A 17,344-nucleotide genomic window follows, 5' to 3' on the forward strand; every position below is an offset into this window, starting at 1 on the left:
CAGCCAGCAGGTTGAATCAGAAACAGCGACGCTTGGGAATCCCTCGCGATTCAATCAATCTGAAAACGAGTCTAGCCGGGTGGCGTGAGGCGGTATTCCTCGACAGGTACCCCGCCGATCACATGTTCCTGGATGATCCGCTCCAGCACTTCGGGCGTGCAGGAATGATACCAGACGTTGTCCGGATAGACGAGCGCGACCGGCCCCGCGGCGCAGACGCGCAGGCAGCCGACCTTGTTGCGCAGCACGCCCTGCGGTCCGCCCAGTTTGAGTTCGCCCAGCCGCTTCTTGAGGAAGTTCCACGCCGCATCGCCTTCCTCGCGCGGGGCGCACTTGTCCTTTTCCGGCCCGGCGCAAAGCAGGATGTGGCGCTGCGGGGCAAAGCCGCCGAGGCCTGCGACCGCCTGCCGCGCGAGCGTGATTTCGTCAGGCTTCACCGAATCAGCCATGCATCGAGCCTTTCGCGCAGAGCTGGGTCGATCGGCTGCGGCCGCTCGCCATCAGTGAACACGATTGTCACGTGCGCGGTCGCCACCGGGCGGCCATCCTGCAGAAGCAATTGTCTGAGGCTCCAGCTGCTGCGTCCGCCTGGCAGCGCGCCGACACGGCATTCGAGGCCGGCCGGGTAATAGGCCTGCGCCAGATAATCGATCGTCACGTTGGCGACCATGAAGCGCGCGCCATCGGTGTTCTTCGGCATGCCCACGGCGTTGATGAAGCGCAGCCGTGCATCCTCGAACACCGCGGCCATCGCCACGTTGTTGATGTGGCCGTTGGGATCGAGATCGGCAAACCGCGTGGTGACGGCATTGCCGAAAGGATAGCGCGCGGGATCGAGCAGCGCGGGATCAGGTCTGGCCATGGGCGCGGTGTTTGCCGCTCAGCCCTTCTTGCCGACGATCCGCGCGATTTCCGCCGCGACGAGCTTCTCCACCATCGGCGGCAGGTTCTTGTCGAGCCATTCAGCCAGCGCCGGACGCAGCATGTCGCGCACCAGCGATTCGAGCGAGGTTTCGCCGGAACGCACGATCTGCGGGGAAGCCCCGGGCGCGGACAGCATGGCAAGCGCGGCCAGCGAATCGCGCATCGATGCGGTGGTTTCTTCCGCCAGCAGCGGTGCGTCTTCCTCTTCGTCCGCCTCGACGGAGGCGGCGCGGTCCTCGCCCAGAATCTGTGCGGCAACTTCGCTGAGATCGAGCACATCGGCCGGAAACGAAGCCGGGCGCCCTTGGCCGCTTGCAGCCAAACGGGCCGAAACGCGCGGTGCCTGAGCCGGGGCCGGTTCTGCCGCCGTATCGCGGCGACCGCGCTCACGCGCGGCTTCAGCGCGATTGTCGCGCGCGATCACCTTTTTGATCGATTCGAGGATTTCCTCGACCGAAGGTTCCGAAGCCTGACGCATCCTTATCCCCACACAATCGATCGGGCCGACGGGCCCTGAACGAATCAGGCACCCTCAGGCGGCTCTCTACCATTACGGAACAGGTTGTGGAGAAATTGTTGCAGTTTGGGCGGGAGTGTCAACCGTCCGGGTGGCCTTAGCCGGTGTCGGGGAATCGAGCGACCAGTCGAACACGCGCCCGCGCACACGACGATAATTGGCCTCGGGATCGTAGAGCGTGGCGGGATCGAAGCCGAGATCGGTGGCCTGTGCCTTGCCCATCGCGGACAGCAGGTTGAATGCGGCGACATAGGCATTGCGGCGCGCGGCCACGAGCCCGACTTGCGCGCGGACCAGTTCCTGCTCGGCATCGAGGATGTTGAGGATCGTGCGGTTGCCCACGGTGTTTTCCGCGCGCACGCCTTCAAGGCTGAGCGCAGCTGCATCGACCGCGGTCTGGTTGAGCGTGATCACGTCGTTCGCCGCGCGCCACTGCGTATAGGCCGAGCGGACATTGGCGATTACCTGGCGCTCGGTGGAGATTTCCTGCTCCTCGGTCGCGCTCGCCGTGGCCTGGGCCCGGCGCTGCTGCGCGGCGGGGAGACCGCCCTGGAAAATCGGGATCGAGATGCGCGCACCGGCCTGCGCTGTCGTCTGGCTCTGCACGAAGTTGCCGCCGACCGCGCCGCCGCCGAGCGAACCGAAGAAGGTCGAGTATTCGCCCGAGGTGAAGAGCGAGACGGTGGGCAGACGGCCTGCACCGGCGGCCTTGGCATCATAGCCTGCCGCCTTGGTGCGCTGGCGCGCGGCTTCCAGATCGGGATTGTTGTCGAGCGCGGTCTGAACCGCTTCCTCTGGCGTGGCGGGTAGCCCGGCGAGCGGCGGCGGCGGCTGGAGATCGGTCGGCGCCTGGCCGACGATCTGGACATAGCGCTCACGGCTGGCGACGAGCGCGGCCTCGGCGCTGCGCAGATCGGCGCGGGCGAGGGCGAGGCGCGAATTGGATTGGGCGACGTCGGTGCGGGTCACATCGCCGATCTCGAAGCGGTCGGTGGTCGCCTTGAGATTGACCTCGAGCACCTGCACGTTGCTGCGGTTGAGGCCCACGGTCGCGGCATCGCGGATCACGTCCATGTAGGCGGCAACAACCTGGCTGAACACGCCCGATTCGGTGCCGCGCAGCCCGGCCTGCCCGGCCTCGACCCGGATCTTGGCAGCGGCGAGCGAACTGCGCACCGCGCCGCCCGAATAGATCGGCACCGAAAGCGTCGGATCGACCGTGAGCTGGCGTTTGGGCGCGAGGAACGCGTTCGGCCCGACCCTGAGGAACTCGGTATAGTTGACCGTCCCTGTCAGGCTGGGGAGGCCCGGCGCACGGGCAATCGGCACGCCTTCGTCGGTCGCGCGCTGGTTGGCGCGCGCGGCGGCGAGATCGGGGTTGGTTGCATAGGCCGCGGCGAGCGCGCCCTGCAAGTCGTCGGCCTGCGCGGGAACGGCGGTCAGCGGCAGGGCAAGCGTCAGGGCAAGCGCCGGGAGCGCGGGAGCAGCGCGAAAGGCGCGAATCATGATGTTCAGAAGCTCCACTTCGGGCGCGCCGCAAAGGCGGCAATGGCGGCAAAGTCGGCTTCGGCAAGCACGGTCAGGGCGAGCGCGCCCGCCACCTTGCGGCCGATCGCCAAGCGGGTCACGCCGCGTTCGACCACGCCGGTGACCAGTCGGCCTTCCGCGGCAACCACATCGGCCATCGCGGCGGGCATTTCTTCGATGGCCCCGTCGACCAGCACCAGCGAATGCTCGCCGGCCTTGGCCCAGTCTCCCGTCGCAGCGACGAGGGTGACCTTCGCAGCCAGCTTTTCGGCAAGCGCGGCGAGGTATCCGCCCGGAGCGCCGATCACCAGCACGCTGTCCTCGCCGCTAGGCTGCGCGGCGGTGAGCATCTGGCCATAGGTCAGCGCGGGCGAGAGCACGGCGCCATCGCCCAGTGCCACGGCGCGATCGGCATAGGCGACCGGGCGGCGCGCCTCGGGCACAAAGTCTTCGCGCGGGACAGCGAGGAAGGCGGCGAGAATGGCCGGGTCGTTGATGCCGCTCACGCGCAGCTGGCTGTCGATCATGGCGCGGCGTGCGGCCTCGCTGCCGGCATCTGCCACGTTTGCGCGTTCTTCCACTACCGTCATGAAATCCCTCACTTGCTGGGCCGGACTGCAATGCCGGGAGAACCGGGGCAATCCGGACCATGGGCCGCGCCCAATGTGCGGCCAAGTCACGCCAAGCCCTTAGAATATCGTCCCCGGCGCGCCAAGCGCTTTGCATGACGCTGGTCGATGGCTAAACGGCGGTTCATCGAATGGGCCCGCGGCTCGCGGGCTCCAAACCAGCGGAAGGAACCAGCCATGGCAGAGATGACAACGATCCGTGAGGAAGACCTCATCGAGAGCGTGGCCGATGCGCTGCAATATATCAGCTACTTCCACCCGATGGACTACATCCGTGCGCTGGGTGAAGCCTACAAGGCGGAAGCAGGGCCTGCTGCGAAGGATGCGATCGCCCAGATCCTCACCAACAGCCGCATGTGTGCCGAAGGGCACCGCCCGATCTGCCAGGATACCGGCATCGTCAACGTCTTCGTGAAGTGGGGCCAGGATTGCCGCCTCGCCAGCGACAAGAGCCTGCAGGACGTCGTCGATGAAGGCGTGCGCCGCGCCTATCTCGATCCCGACAACAAGCTGCGCGCTTCGGTGCTGGCAGACCCGGCCTTCACCCGCCGCAACACGCGCGACAACACGCCCTGCGTGCTCCACGTCGAAATGGTGAAGGGCAACACGGTCTCGGTCGATGTCGCAGCCAAAGGTGGCGGCAGCGAGAACAAGTCGAAGTTCAAGATGATGAACCCCAGCGATTCGATCGTCGACTGGGTGCTCGAAATGCTGCCGCAGATGGGCGCCGGCTGGTGCCCGCCGGGCATGCTCGGCATCGGCATCGGCGGCACGGCGGAGCACTGCATGCTGCTCGCCAAGCAGGCGCTGATGGAGCCGATCGACATGGCGCAATTGAAGCTGCGCGGGCCGCAGAACGATATCGAGGCGCTGCGCATCGAGATCTTCGACAAGGTCAACGCGCTCGGCATCGGTGCGCAGGGCCTTGGCGGACTTTCGACGATCCTCGACGTCAAGATCATGGACGCGCCGTGCCACGCGGCGGGCAAGCCGGTCGCGATGATTCCCAATTGCGCCGCCACGCGCCACGCGCACTTCACCCTTGATGGCTCCGGCCCCGCGTTCCTCGAAGCGCCCAAGCTCGACGAATGGCCCGATGTGCACTGGGCGCCCGATGTGGCGGCCAAGCGCGTCAATCTCGATACCTTGACCGCGGAAGAAGTGCAGAGCTGGAAGCAGGGCGATCGCCTGCTGCTCAATGGCAAGATGCTCACCGGCCGCGATGCCGCGCACAAGCGCATTGCCGACATGCTGGCCAAAGGCGAGGAGCTGCCGGTCGATTTCAAGGGCCGGGTGATCTACTATGTCGGCCCGGTCGATCCGGTGCGCGAGGAAGTCGTCGGCCCGGCCGGCCCTACCACCGCGACGCGCATGGACAAGTTCTCCGACACGATGCTGAACCTTGGCCTGCTCGCCTCGGTCGGCAAGGCCGAGCGCGGCGTGGCGGCGACCGAGTCCATCGCCAGGCACAAGTCGGCCTATCTCATGGCGGTCGGCGGCGCGGCCTATCTCGTCAGCCGCGCGATCAAGCAGTCGAAGGTCGTGGGCTTTGCCGATCTCGGTATGGAGGCGATCTACGAATTCACTGTGGAGGACATGCCGGTGACGGTGGCGGTCGATTCGACCGGGCAGAACGTGCACCAGCTCGCCCCGCTCGTGTGGAAGAAGAAGATCGCGGACGAAGGGCTGCTTCCGGCTTGATGGCCAGTTGCGGCACCAGCCCGCTCCCCCGCCCGGCCACCCATTCAGGGTACTCTCGTGGGTGGCCGGGCGGGGGAGCGGGCCGGTGCCGCCTCGAAACGCGCTTCTTCGCGCGTTTCGCAAGCAATCGACCAACGGCTGACTGCGCTCGACTGTCCGGCTGGCGTGGGCCGGGCAGTTGGGCGTAAGAGTGCCCGAATGGCCAGTGTTCCCGCCGATATTGCCGCCGAACGACCGCACGTGCCCGCGCGCGCCGTGTTGCTGTCTGCTGCGGCACTGTGGCTTACCTATTTCCTGCTGATCACCCTGCGCGGGATCGTGGTCGATCTCGGCGAGTTCAATGAGCTGCTGTGGCGCCGCGCGGTGGTCACGCTCGCGGGCATTGCGGTGACGCTTCTCGCCTGGCCGGTGCTGCGCCGGTTCGATGGGCGCAGCAACGGGGCGCGGATCGGCGCGGCGCTGATCATCATGCTCCCTGCCGCGCTGGCGCTGGCCGCAATCAACCAGCAGTGCTTTGCGCCCGTCGAGAAAAAGCTGATCGAGCGCGAGGCAAAGGCGGCGCAGGCGCAGGTCGAGGCGGCGGCGAGGGCGATTCGCGCCGGGCGGGGCGCCGTGCCCGGCGTTTCGCCGTCGAGTTTACCGCTGCCGACGGTGCGTGTCCGCCACGATGTTTCAGGCAACGTGCTGATCGACGTCGCCGATCCGCCGCAGGCCATTCCTGCTCCGCTGCCGCCCCCCGAGCCGCCCGCACCGCCCGCTCCTCCGGCCCCTCCGCGTTCGGCCAAGGCACCGCCCGCGCCGCCCCCGGAAGCCGCTGAGGAGCCGGGCAGCGAAGGCGGCGGCGAAGCAGAAGCCGTGATCACCGCGCCCGGCGGCGTTTCGATCATCAGGCGCAGCGATGGCCGCGCAGAAGTTCACGTCGGAGCCCGACGGATCGTCACCGATGCCGATCATGCCGATGAACTCGCCGATGAACTGGCAGAGGCGCAGCGCGAAGTCGCCGAAGCACAGCGGGAAATGGAACGGGCGCGAAGCGAGGCCCAGTTGTCGGCGGCGCAGGCGCGGCTCGCCGGGATCGATGCCGTGCGCTGGAACGTGCTGCGCGGCCTTGCCGATGCGGGTCTGATTGCGGAGAAGGACGTGCCGCCTGCCCCTGCAGGTCCCGTTGGCGAGGCGGTGAAGGAAGTCCGCGCGCGCGGCGTGAAGGAACACAGGGCGCGTGCCGCAAGGCCTCAACCGGCTGTCCGCCAAGCGGCAGCCCGGCCCGCCGCAAAAGCGGCACCATCACCAGCGCAGTCAGCTTCATCCTCGCCCGTTCCTGCGGCAAGCCCGGCACCCGCTCCTGCCGCCACTGACAGCGATGTGCAGATCCATGGCGCCATCATCACCAAGATGATTGAGGACGAGGGCCTGTGGAAGCAGCTTACCGATGTCGCGCTTGGCCGCTATTTCCTGCTGATCGCCTGGGCCGGGCTCTATATCGCGCTCGGCAACGCCGAAATGGCGCGCGCTTCCGAACGGCGCGAAGGCGAATACAAGCGCGCGGCCAAGGCGGCCGAGCTGCGCAGCTTGCGCTATCAGGTCAATCCGCACTTCCTGTTCAACACGCTGAATTCGCTCTCCGCGCTCGTCATGGTCGGCCGCACCGAACAGGCCGAGAAGATGATCCAGACGATCTCCAGTTTCTACCGCCACAGCCTTGCCGGTGATCCCACGGCAGACGTGCCGCTGGCCGACGAGATCGCACTGCAGCGCCATTACCTCGAAATCGAAGCGGTGCGCTTCCCGGAGCGGCTGGTCTGCGAATTCGATGTGCCGCCGGGGCTCGATAGCGCCTGCGTGCCGGGGATGATCCTGCAGCCGCTGGTGGAAAATTCGATCAAGTACGGCGTTTCGGCCAGCACCCGCCCTGTCACTATCCGCATTGCCGCGCAGGAAGCCGGCGGCAAGCTCGTGCTCACCGTCGCGGACGACGGCCCGGGCAAGACGAGCCAGAACGGCGGCACCGGGATCGGGCTGGAGAACGTGCGCAACCGGCTCGCCGCGCGCTTTGGCGATGAGGCGCGGGTGGAAAGCGGCGCCCTGCCGGCGGGCGGCTATGCCACGGTGCTGACGATCCCGCTGGTGCGGTCGGGTTGCGAATGAGGGAGATGTAATGCGGACCTTGATCGTCGATGATGAGCCGCTGGCGGTGGAGCGCATGCAGATCCTCTGCGCCCGCATTCCGGCGCTCCATGTCGTCGGCACCGCGAGCGACGGCGCGGCGGCGCTGCGTCTGTGCGAGGCCCTTGCGCCCGAGCTCGTGCTGCTAGACATGACGATGCCCGAAGTCGATGGCCTCGGCGTCGCGCGGGGCCTTGCGCGCCAGTCGCCGCGCCCGGCGGTGATCTTCGTGACCGCGCACGATCACTTCGCGGTGGAAGCGTTCGATTGCGACGCGGTGGACTATGTGCTCAAGCCCGTGGCGCAGGACCGGCTTGAACGGGCCGTAGAGCGTGCGCTTGCCCGGCGCGACGGTGTGGCGCCGGCCCCTGCCGAGGCCCCCGTCGAAAGTCCGTGGATCGAGGAATTCTGGGTCCCCCACCGCAGCGAACTGATCCGCATCGCTGCCGGAGACATCGACCGCATCGACGCCGAGCGCGACTATGTGCGCCTCCATGTCGGGGCCCGCAGCTACCTCCTGCTCCACACGATCCAGCGCCTCGAAGACCGGCTCGACCCCGAACGCTTCATCCGCCTCCACCGCTCGACGATCGTGCGCCGCGACCGGATCGCGGGGCTGAAACACGATGGGCTGGGGGTGTGGTCGGCGCAGCTGGTGGATGGGGAATTGCTGCGGATCGGACGGACCTATCTGGCCAAGGCCAAGGCGATGGCGGGGCGCTAACTGCGACGTCAGGCTCTGGGCGCAATCCGCCGATAGCTCAGCGCTTCCGCCACATGCACCCGCCCGATCGTTTCCGCCCCTGCCAAGTCCGCAATCGTGCGCGCCACGCGCAGCATGCGGGTGTAGCCACGCGCCGATAGCCGCATGGCCTCTGCCGCTTGTGCCAGCAGCTTGCGCCCCGGCTCGTCGGGCGTGGCATACTGTTCGAGGAGATCGCCTTCCAGTTCGGCATTGGTGCGCCGCCCACTGCCGTCGAGGCGCGCGGTTTGCACCCGCCGTGCCGCCGCCACCCGCGCGGCGACAGCGTCTGATCCTTCGGCAGGGGGCGGCAAGGCCAGATCGGCGGCGGAAACGGGGTCCACCTCGACGTGCAGGTCGATCCGGTCGAGCAGCGGTCCCGAAACCTTGGACTGGTAATCCCCTGCACAGCGCGGCGCGCGGCTGCATCCGAGAGCCGGATCACCGAGGTACCCGCAGCGGCACGGGTTCATCGCCGCGATCAGCTGCACCCGCGCCGGGAAGGTCACATGGGCATTGGCACGCGCGACGGTGACTTCGCCCGTCTCCAGCGGCTGGCGCAGCGAATCGAGCACCGCGCGCTGAAATTCGGGCAGTTCGTCGAGGAACAGCACGCCGAGATGCGCGAGGCTCACCTCGCCCGGGCGGACCCGAAGCCCGCCACCCGTCAGCGCGGCCATCGAGGCCGAATGGTGCGGACTGCGGAAAGGGCGCGCCCGGCTGATCCGCCCTTCCTCCAGCAATCCCGCAACCGAGGCGACGAGCGAGGCTTCCAGCGCCTCGGCGGGTGTCAGCTCCGGCAGGATTCCGGGCAGGCATGAGGCCATCAGTGATTTGCCCGCGCCCGGCGGCCCGATCATCAGCAGATTGTGTCCGCCCGCTGCCGCGATCTCCAGCGCGCGCTTGGCGGTTTCTTGGCCTTTCACTTGCCTGAGGTCCGCGCGCCGCGCTGGCGCGTCGACTTCGCCCGGCTCCGGCACCGGCAGCCGCATCGTGCCCTTGAGGTGGTTGAGCAAGCTGATCAGATCGGGCGCGGCGACCACCTCCACCCCTCTCGCCCAGCGCGCTTCGGCGCCTTGCGCGGCGGGGCAGATCAGCCCCTTCTCGATCCCGCTGGCATGAAGCGCCGCCAGCAGCACGCCGGGGCTGGCGATCACGCGCCCATCAAGCGCGAGCTCGCCCACCGCGACGAATTCGGCGATGGCTTCCAGATCGACCACCCCCATCGCGGCGAGCAGGGCCAGAGCGATCGGCAGATCGTAGTGCGAGCCTTCCTTCGGCAGGTCCGCCGGCGAAAGGTTCACCGTGATGCGCTTGGGCGGCAGCGCAAGGCCCAGCGCGGTGAGCGCGGAATGCACCCGCTCGCGGCTTTCGCCCACCGCCTTGTCGGGCAGTCCGACGACGCGGAAGGCCGGCAGGCCCGGTGCGATCTGGCACTGCACTTCAACCGCGCGCGCCTCGAGCCCCAGATAGGCAACCGTGGATACCAGCGCGACCATACCAACCCCCAACTCGGCACGGCAGACTAAGGGCGGCCACGGATGGCGGATAGGGGCAGGCAGCCGGTCTCGCCAAATTGGAGCCAAAAGGTCTTAAGAACGATTCACCGCGTTTTGCTGGAAAATCGGAAAGCATGGCGAGATTATGCGCATACCATGAACCGACTCGCCTGCGCCTTGCTCCTCGGCATCGCTGGCGCGGCGCCAGCCGCCGCGCAGCAGGCGGCGACGCGCACCTGGGTCGATTCGCACGGCACCACCTGGACCGAAGTGACCACCACGCGCACCGTGGTCGAGGAGCCGCGGAGCCAGCGGATTGCCAGAGCGATCGAGGGCCTCGCGCGCTTCGGCCCCTTTGCGGTGGTCGATACGACGCATGCCGCTCTGGTGGGTGAAATCAACGACCAGTCGCCGTCGCAGTTCCGCGAGATGCTCCAAGCCAACCCGGGCATCCGCGTGCTGGAGCTGGTCGAGTGCCCGGGCACCTCGGACGATGGGGCCAACCTCGCGCTTGGCCGGATGATCCGCAAGCAGGGCATCGCCACCGATGTGCCCTCCGGCGGCTCGGTCCGGTCGGGCGGGTTCGAGATCTTCCTTGCCGGCACGACCCGCCATGCCGCGCCTGACGCCGAATTCGGCGTCCATGCGTGGAAGGACGAGGACGGCCATCAGCCCGACGACTTCGCCCCCGATGAAGGCCCCAACAAGGCCTACCTCGACTACTACCGCGAGATGGGGCTCAGCGCCGAGGAGGCTGAGCAGCTCTACGCGCTGACCAATTCGGTGCCGAACGAGCAGATGCTCTGGCTGCGGACCAAGGATATCAGGCCCTACGTCAAGGTAGAGTAGCCCGCGCTCAGTGCGCCGCACCCCAGCTCGGGCCGGTTCCGATCTCCACGCCCAGCGGCACGGTGAGCATGACCGCCGGTTCCGCCGCACCCGCCATCACCGCCTCGATCACCGGCTTCGCAGCGGCGACATCGCCCTCGGGCAGTTCGAACACCAGTTCGTCGTGCACCTGCAGCAGCATCCGGACATGACCGAGGCCCGCCGCAGCAAGCGCCGGGTTCATCCGCGCCATCGCGCGCTTGATGATATCGGCGCTGGTGCCCTGGATCGGCGCGTTGATCGCCGCGCGTTCGCTGCCCTGCCGCTCGGCCTGATTCTTCGAATTGATGCGCGGGAACCATGTCTTGCGGCCGAACAGCGTCTCCGAATAGCCACGCGCACGGACGCTTTCGAGCGTCTCGTGGATATAGCGCTGGATGCCCGGGAAGCGCTCGAAATAGCGGTCGATCATCGCCTGCGCTTCGTCCGCCGTCACGCCCAGACGTCCCGCAAGGCCCCAGCGGCTGATGCCGTAGAGGATCGCGAAGTTGATCGTCTTGGCCCGCCCGCGCGTATCGCGGTCCACCGTGCCGAACAGTTCCTGCGCGGTGCGTGAGTGGATGTCCTCGCCCGCGGCAAATGCTTCCTTCAAGGCAGGCACATCGGCCATGTGCGCCGCAAGCCGCAGCTCGATCTGACTGTAGTCCGCTGCCAGCAGCACGTTGCCCGGTTCGGCCACGAAGGCCTCGCGAATCTGGCGGCCGATCTCGGTGCGGATCGGGATGTTCTGCAGGTTGGGATCGTTGGAGGAAAGCCGCCCGGTCTGCGCGCCGACGAGGCTGTAGCTGGTGTGTACGCGCCCCGTCGCGGGGTTGATCGCGGCCTGCAGCGCATCGGTATAGGTCGATTTGAGCTTCGAGAGCTGGCGCCATTCGAGCACCAGCGTGGCCACTTCGGCGCCCTGCGCGGCAAGGCCTTCCAGCACCGACTGGTCGGTCGAATACTGCCCGGTCTTGCCCTTCTTGCCGCCCTTGTAGCCGAGCTTGTCGAACAGGATCTCGCCCAGTTGCTTGGGGCTGCCGATGGTGAAGGGCTGGCCCGCCTTCTCGTGGATCACGGTTTCAAGGCCCGCGATCGTCTCGGCAAACTGCGCTGAAAGCCCAGCCAGCCGTTCGCGATCGACGCGGATGCCATGCCTTTCCATGCTCGCCACCACGGGTACCAGCGGGCGATCAACGCGCTGGTAGATGCGCGTGCCGCCCTCTTCGGCAAGGCGCGGGGCAAGCAGGGCGTGCAGCCGCCACGTCACTTCGGCGTCCTCTGCAGCATAGCGCGTCGCGTCTGCCAGCGGCACTTCGGCAAACGAAATCGCCTTCTTGCCGGTGCCGCAAAGGTCCTTGAAAGCAATCGTGGTGTGGCCGAGCAGGCGGGCGGCAAGCTCGTCCATGCCGTGCCCGCCAACCCCCGCCTCGCCGCGTCCGGCATCGAGGCAGAAGCTCATCACCATCGTATCGTCGATCGGCGAAACCATCACGCCGTAGCGGGCCAGCACGTTGATATCGTACTTGATGTTCTGCCCGATCTTGAGGACCGCATCGCTTTCGAGCAGCGGCTTCAGCAGTGCCAGCGCCGCCTCGCGCGGGGCCTGTACCGGTGCTTCGGCAAACATGTCCGACCCGCGGTGGCCGAGCGGGATATAGCAGGCATCGCCCGGCCCGAGCGCAAGGCTCACGCCGACGAGGTCCGCCTGCATCGCATCGAGCGCGCTGGTCTCGGTATCGACCGCCACGACACGCGCGGCGGCTGCGCGCTTCACCCACGCGACGATCTCGTCCAGCGTCTGCAGGCAGCGATAGCCGGCAGTGTCGATGGCGGGCCATTCCGGCAGGCTCTGGCGCGTCTGTGCCGCACCGTCTGGCTTGGCAGGAGCGCCGGGCGTGGCGGATGTTTCCGCCGGCGCGGTGCCCAGCTTGCGCAGCAGGCTGGTGAAGCCATGCTCGCCGAGGAACGCGGCCAGCGGCTCGGGCGGAATGGCCGTCAGCTCGAAGGACTCGAGTGGCAGCGGCAGTTCGCAATCTTCCTTGAGCTGCACGAGTTGGCGCGAAAGCCGCGCCATGTCGGCCTGCTCGATCAGGCTGTCGCGCAGCTTCCCCGGCTTCATCGCAGGGGCGGCGGCGAGCGCGCCTTCGAGCGTGCCGTGCTCCTGGATCAGCTTGGTCGCGGTCTTGGGTCCGATCCCGCGAATGCCGGGCACATTGTCCACCGCATCGCCCATCAGCGCCAGCACATCGCCCACCCGCTCGGGCTCGACGCCGAACTTCTCCATGACTTCGGGTATGTCGATGCGCTGGTTCTTCATCGTATCCAGCATGTCGACATAACCGCCAGCCTCGGTCTTGCGGCCGACCAGCTGCATCAGGTCCTTGTCCGACGAGACGATCGTGACGTTCCAGCCTTGCAAGGCCGCCGCGCGCGCGTAGGAGGCGATGAGGTCGTCGGCCTCCAGCCCTTCTTCCTCGATGCAAGCGAGGCTGAACGCGCGCGTCGCGTCGCGGATCAGCGGAAACTGCGGAACGAGGTCTTCGGGCGGCGGTGGACGGTTCGCCTTGTACTGGTCATAAAGGTCGTTGCGGAAGGTGATCGAACCTTTGTCGAGGATCACCGCAAGGTGCGTCGGCCCGTCCGCCTTGTGCAGATCCTCGGCCAGTTTCCACAGCATCGTCGTATAGCCGTAGACCGCGCCGACCGGCACGCCTGCCGGGTTGGTCAGCGGTGGCAGGCGGTGGTAGGCACGGAAGATATAGGCTGAACCGTCGATCAGATAGAGATGACGTTGGGCCGGCCGTGGCGGCGAAGCGGGCTGCGCGGAAGGTTCCATGCCCGATGTGGTAGCGCCTCGCTCCGCCAAGCGAAAGCGCCCTGTCCTGCGGCGCTGCAGCAATGATGCGGTGATTCATCGCCGCCGAATCCCGGCTTTCGGGCTCTGGCAGTTCTGCAAAAAACGTTGTAATTCAGAAATATAACCGGTCTATGACGGGTTTGCTGCTCCTAAGACTTGCAAGCAGGTGAATTGCCGATTAATTGGGGCGAGAAGTCTACCGCCAGAGTAGGCTTTGCGGCGGGCTGCGGGCCCGGCGCGGTCCACTTCAATCCAGGGATTGTAACGCATGCGCAAGCTCCTCCTCGCCGCAGTCGCCGGCACTGCCTTTGCTCTCGCCGGTTGCTCGGAAAAGGCTCCTGAAGCCCCGGCTACCGAAGCTGCTATGGAATCGACCGAAGCCGCCATGGACGCCTCGGCTGCTCCGTCGGAAGACGCTTCGGCTCCGGCTGCTGACGCTTCGAGCGAAGCCGCTCACATGTAATCAACCCCGCAAGGGTTTGATAGAGATAGAGGGGCGTGACCGCTTTGGCGGTTGCGCCCCTTCTCTTTTGTGCGGCTTGCGCGCACGACCAGATGCCTGCGCCGGGGACGCAGGCCGGATCGTCAGCGTGTCAGAAAATCAGCGGCGCGCCGTCTCGAAGCTGCTGGGCAGCGGGGGCTGGCTGAAACCGTCGTAGAGCACACGGGCGATCTGCGCGATCAGACCGGCATGCGCGGTGTGGCCTTCCGGCCCCGTCACGAAAATCGCGATGGCAAGGTGCCGCCCATCGGGCAGGCGCACGATGCCGACATCGTCGGTCACTCCGGCCAGCGTCCCCGTCTTGTGCGCGAAGACGACGCCCTCGGGCAGGCCGCTGCGGATGCGGTTGCGGCCGGTGCTGGTGCGGGTCATCGTATCGAGCAGCACCGCGCGGCTTTCCGGGCTGAGCGCGCCGCCGCGATCGATTGCGGCGAGGAGCTGCACCATGGCGCGCGGCGTGCTGCTGGTGCGGGTGTCGATCGTCGTCACCGGATTGACCCGGCCATCGTCGCGCACCAGCGTCGCCATCGTGTGGTCGAGATGCTGGCCTGTCACGCCGATCCGGCTGAGCCAGGTGTTCACCGCGCCAATCCCGCCGACGGCGGCGATCAGGCCGTCGGTCGCGTGGTTATCGCTGCGCGTGATGGAGAGTTCCATCAGGCTCTGCGCGGACATCACTGTGCCGGGCCGGACAGCGGCGACGGACCCGCGCGATTCGGCGGATTCGGCTACCGGCACCATCATGGGGAACTGCTGGTCGAGCCGCAGGCGGCCCTGCTCCACGCCGGAAAGGTAGGTGGCGGCAATGGCGATCTTGGCGGTGCTGGCCATCGGAAACGGCATGTCGCCGTTGATCAGGATCTGCCCGCCGCCATCGAGATCAACCGCGGCAACCCCGATCCGACCACGCCCTTGCGCCACGATTGCAGACACCTGGCTCTCGATCGCGGCATCGCGCGCGCTCTGCAGGCTGGAGCCGGGGCGGGCCTGGGCCGGGGCGGCGGCGAGCGCAAGCGGCACGGCGCACCACAGCGCAGCCGCGATCCATTTGCTCATCCGTTTGACGCCCGAAGCCATACGCCCTCTTAGCTGCAAACCTGTTGAGGTTCTATTAGCACCGTAACTTATTGGGATTCCCCGGCAAGCACTGTTCCCGCAGGTGGTCGCACGTCCCGCCCGCCTTGCCGTGCCGTTGCGGGCGCTGGACATTAACCGCGCGATTAATGATAGTGGCGCCACCAAGCGCAAAGCGAATAGCCCGATCAAGAGCGGGCGAGAGGAGCGGATGACGGCGCAGGCGCAACAAGCTCTGGTCGAGGGCCTTCAGCGGGTGATGACGCGCGCCGGCTGGCGCGGCACGGTCTCCGGCCTGCTCCGGCTCTCTGGCGGCGCCAACATGCAGAGCTGGCGTTTCGAGACCGGCGGCGAAGCGTTCGTGCTGCGCCGCGCACCCTCGGCGGAATGGGTCGCCAATCGCCATCTCGATATGGCCAAGGAAGCCGCCGTGATCCGCGCCGCGCGCACCGGCGGTGTGCCCGCGCCCGAAGTGGTTACCGAACTCCTGCCGGAAGACGATCTCGGCCTCGGTTTCATCATGCGCTGCGTGCCCGGCTCGCCCGATCCCGAGAACGCGCTGTCGTCGCCCCCCGCACTGCTGGGTGAGATCGCAGCCGCGATGGCCAAGGTCCACGCGCTCGATCCGGCCGACCTGCCGTTTCTCCCCGTGCTCGAACCCGCCGCCGGGGTTGAAGCGCTCGCCGCACAGTTCGCCGAGGCTCGCGGTGACCGCCCGCCCATTGCCCTCGGCCTTGCATGGCTGCGCGCCAATCTGCCGCCTCCAGCGCCGCTCGCGGTGCTCCATGGCGATCTGCGCATCGGCAACATCATGGTGGAGGATGGCCGGCTCAGCGCCGTGCTCGATTGGGAGCTCGCGCACCTCGGCGATGCCCATGAGGACCTGGCCTTTGGCTGCATGACCGTCTGGCGCTTTGGCCGGCTCGACAAGCGCGGCTTCGGTCTGGGCCAGATCGAGGACCTGGCCCGCGCCTATGAAGCGGCCGGTGGCACGGCATTCGATCCGGCCCGGTTCCGCTTCTGGCTGGTCTACCGCACGGTCTGGTGGGCGCTCTCGGCGCTCTCGATGGGCAAGGGCTGGCGCAGCGGTGCGGACCGTTCGCTCGAACGCGTCGTCGTTGCCCGCCGCGCGGCGGAGCAGGACCTCGACCTGCTGCTCCTGCTGGAGGCCGATGCACCCGAAGCCGAACGTGCGCGGCCTCTGCCGCCCCCGCTTTCGCAGCCCGCGCCCGCCGAAGGCGAACCGAGCGCGGTCGAGATCCTCACCGCCGTTTCCGAATGGCTCGCCGCCACGGTGAAGCCGCACATGGCCGCGCCGCGCGAGCGCTTCGAACTCGCGGTTGCGCAGAACGCCCTCGGCATCGTCCGCCGCGAACTCGCCGGCCGTCCGAATCCGCATGACAAGGCGCTTTGCGAGGCGATCCTTGCCGGTCGCACCACACTTGCCGAGCCGGGCCTGCTCGCCGATCTGCGCCGCCGCGTGCTGGGTACGCTGGCCGCCGACATGCCGAAGTATCCTGCGCTCGCCGAAGCGCGCTGTATCTGGGAGAGCAACACATGAACTTCGATCTGCCGCAGGAGCTTACCCGCTATCTCGCCGAGCTCGACGCCTTCATCGATGCCGAGATCAAGCCGCTCGAACAGGCGGATGACAACATCCGCTTCTTCGATCACCGCCGCGAATATGCGCGCACCGATTTCGAGAATCAGGGCCTGCCGCGCCACGAATGGGAAGCCTTGCTGATCGAGGCGACGCGCCGCGCCGATGCAGCCGGGCACTGGCGTTTTTCCGCACCCAAGAAATACGGCGGCAAGGATGGCAAGAACCTGTGGATGGCGGTGATCCGCGATCACTTCACGCAGAAGGGGCTTGGCCTCCATAACGATCTGCAGAACGAGCATTCGATCGTCGGGAACTTCCCGTTCGTGAACATGTTCGAGCATTTCGGCACGCCCGAACAGCAGGAGGAGTTCATCCTCGGCGGCTTCGCGCGCACGCGCCGCGTCTCCTTCGGCCTGACGGAAGCACGCCACGGTTCGGACGCGACCCACATGGAAACCCGCGCGGTGCGCGAGACGCGCGATGGCGTGCCCGGTTGGCGCATCGATGGCGAGAAGATGTGGATCACCGGCATGCACATCGCCAGCCACTGCGCTGTCTTTGCGCGCACGGCGGGCGAGCCGGGTGACGCGCGCGGGATCACCTGCCTCCTCGTGCCCAATCCCTCGCCGGGGCTGGTGATCGAGGAATACATGTGGACCTTCAACATGCCGACGGACCACCCGCGGCTCTCGCTCACCAATGTCTGGGTGCCGGAATCGGCGATGCTCGGGCCCGA

The 17,344-nt window shown here is 67.3% G+C and carries 14 protein-coding genes and 1 pseudogene; 7 read left to right on the forward strand and 8 right to left on the reverse strand.

All coding sequences use genetic code 11. From position 1 onward, the window contains the following. Positions 1–71: 71 nt before the first annotated feature. The 5 genes from K5Q19_RS15280 to K5Q19_RS15300 form a co-directional block, all read right to left on the reverse strand. A complete protein-coding gene (locus K5Q19_RS15280; protein ID WP_292946879.1) occupies positions 72–449 on the reverse strand; it encodes a (2Fe-2S) ferredoxin domain-containing protein in 378 nt (125 codons plus the stop codon). Then, positions 434–862: a thioesterase family protein gene (locus K5Q19_RS15285; protein ID WP_292946882.1), complete on the reverse strand. Its 429-nt coding sequence runs from the start codon at positions 860–862 to the stop codon at positions 434–436. Before K5Q19_RS15285 ends, K5Q19_RS15280 begins: the two co-directional genes overlap by 16 nt. Positions 863–880: 18 nt before the next feature. Beyond that, on the reverse strand, positions 881–1,402 hold the full coding sequence (locus K5Q19_RS15290) for a DUF2497 domain-containing protein (RefSeq protein WP_292946884.1): 522 nt from the start codon (positions 1,400–1,402) through the stop codon (positions 881–883). A 72-nt stretch (positions 1,403–1,474) separates the two neighbouring features. Next, positions 1,475–2,947 (reverse strand): TolC family outer membrane protein, encoded by a 1,473-nt coding sequence (locus K5Q19_RS15295; RefSeq protein ID WP_292946887.1) that lies wholly within the window; start codon positions 2,945–2,947, stop codon positions 1,475–1,477. A 5-nt stretch (positions 2,948–2,952) separates the two neighbouring features. Next, positions 2,953–3,558 (reverse strand): protein-L-isoaspartate O-methyltransferase, encoded by a 606-nt coding sequence (locus tag K5Q19_RS15300; protein ID WP_292946890.1) that lies wholly within the window; start codon positions 3,556–3,558, stop codon positions 2,953–2,955. 216 nt (positions 3,559–3,774) lie between these two features. On the opposite strand from K5Q19_RS15300, the gene K5Q19_RS15305 reads away from it, so the two are divergent. From K5Q19_RS15305 to K5Q19_RS15315, 3 genes and pseudogenes are all read left to right on the forward strand, one after another. After that, positions 3,775–5,298: a fumarate hydratase gene (locus K5Q19_RS15305; RefSeq protein ID WP_292946893.1), complete on the forward strand. Its 1,524-nt coding sequence runs from the start codon at positions 3,775–3,777 to the stop codon at positions 5,296–5,298. 1,413 nt (positions 5,299–6,711) lie between these two features. After that, positions 6,712–7,443, forward strand: a pseudogene (locus tag K5Q19_RS15310) (histidine kinase); the annotation flags it as partial. Positions 7,444–7,453: 10 nt separating this feature from the next. Continuing rightward, positions 7,454–8,185, forward strand: coding sequence for a LytTR family DNA-binding domain-containing protein (locus K5Q19_RS15315; protein WP_292946896.1), 732 nt, complete (start codon positions 7,454–7,456; stop codon positions 8,183–8,185). Positions 8,186–8,193: 8 nt separating this feature from the next. Here the strand turns inward: K5Q19_RS15315 and K5Q19_RS15320 are convergent, their stop codons facing one another. Then, the gene (locus K5Q19_RS15320) at positions 8,194–9,702 is read right to left on the reverse strand and encodes a YifB family Mg chelatase-like AAA ATPase (protein WP_292946898.1); all 1,509 of its coding nucleotides are present in this window, start codon (positions 9,700–9,702) and stop codon (positions 8,194–8,196) included. 156 nt (positions 9,703–9,858) lie between these two features. Here K5Q19_RS15320 and K5Q19_RS15325 point away from each other — a divergent pair, with 156 nt between their 5' ends. Then, positions 9,859–10,551 (forward strand): hypothetical protein, encoded by a 693-nt coding sequence (locus tag K5Q19_RS15325; RefSeq protein ID WP_292946901.1) that lies wholly within the window; start codon positions 9,859–9,861, stop codon positions 10,549–10,551. A gap of 7 nt (positions 10,552–10,558) precedes the next feature. On the opposite strand, the gene polA is transcribed toward K5Q19_RS15325, so the two are convergent. After that, the gene (polA, locus tag K5Q19_RS15330) at positions 10,559–13,408 is read right to left on the reverse strand and encodes a DNA polymerase I (protein ID WP_292946903.1); all 2,850 of its coding nucleotides are present in this window, start codon (positions 13,406–13,408) and stop codon (positions 10,559–10,561) included. Between the two features lie 289 nt (positions 13,409–13,697). Between polA and K5Q19_RS15335 the strand changes: the two genes are divergently transcribed. Beyond that, positions 13,698–13,892, forward strand: a complete 195-nt coding sequence (locus tag K5Q19_RS15335; RefSeq protein WP_292946905.1) for a hypothetical protein — start codon at positions 13,698–13,700, stop codon at positions 13,890–13,892. Between the two features lie 138 nt (positions 13,893–14,030). Here the strand turns inward: K5Q19_RS15335 and K5Q19_RS15340 are convergent, their stop codons facing one another. Beyond that, entirely contained in the window at positions 14,031–14,987 is a 957-nt protein-coding gene (locus K5Q19_RS15340) for a serine hydrolase (protein WP_292946907.1), read from the reverse strand. Between the two features lie 229 nt (positions 14,988–15,216). Between K5Q19_RS15340 and K5Q19_RS15345 the strand changes: the two genes are divergently transcribed. After that, on the forward strand, positions 15,217–16,566 hold the full coding sequence (locus K5Q19_RS15345) for a phosphotransferase (RefSeq protein ID WP_292946909.1): 1,350 nt from the start codon (positions 15,217–15,219) through the stop codon (positions 16,564–16,566). Then, a partial coding sequence (locus tag K5Q19_RS15350; protein WP_292946911.1) for an acyl-CoA dehydrogenase occupies positions 16,563–17,344 on the forward strand: 782 nt, incomplete at its 3' end. The genes K5Q19_RS15345 and K5Q19_RS15350, both read left to right, overlap by 4 nt.

Origin of the sequence: Novosphingobium sp. (assembly GCF_019748365.1) — a bacterium.
GTDB lineage: Bacteria > Pseudomonadota > Alphaproteobacteria > Sphingomonadales > Sphingomonadaceae > Novosphingobium.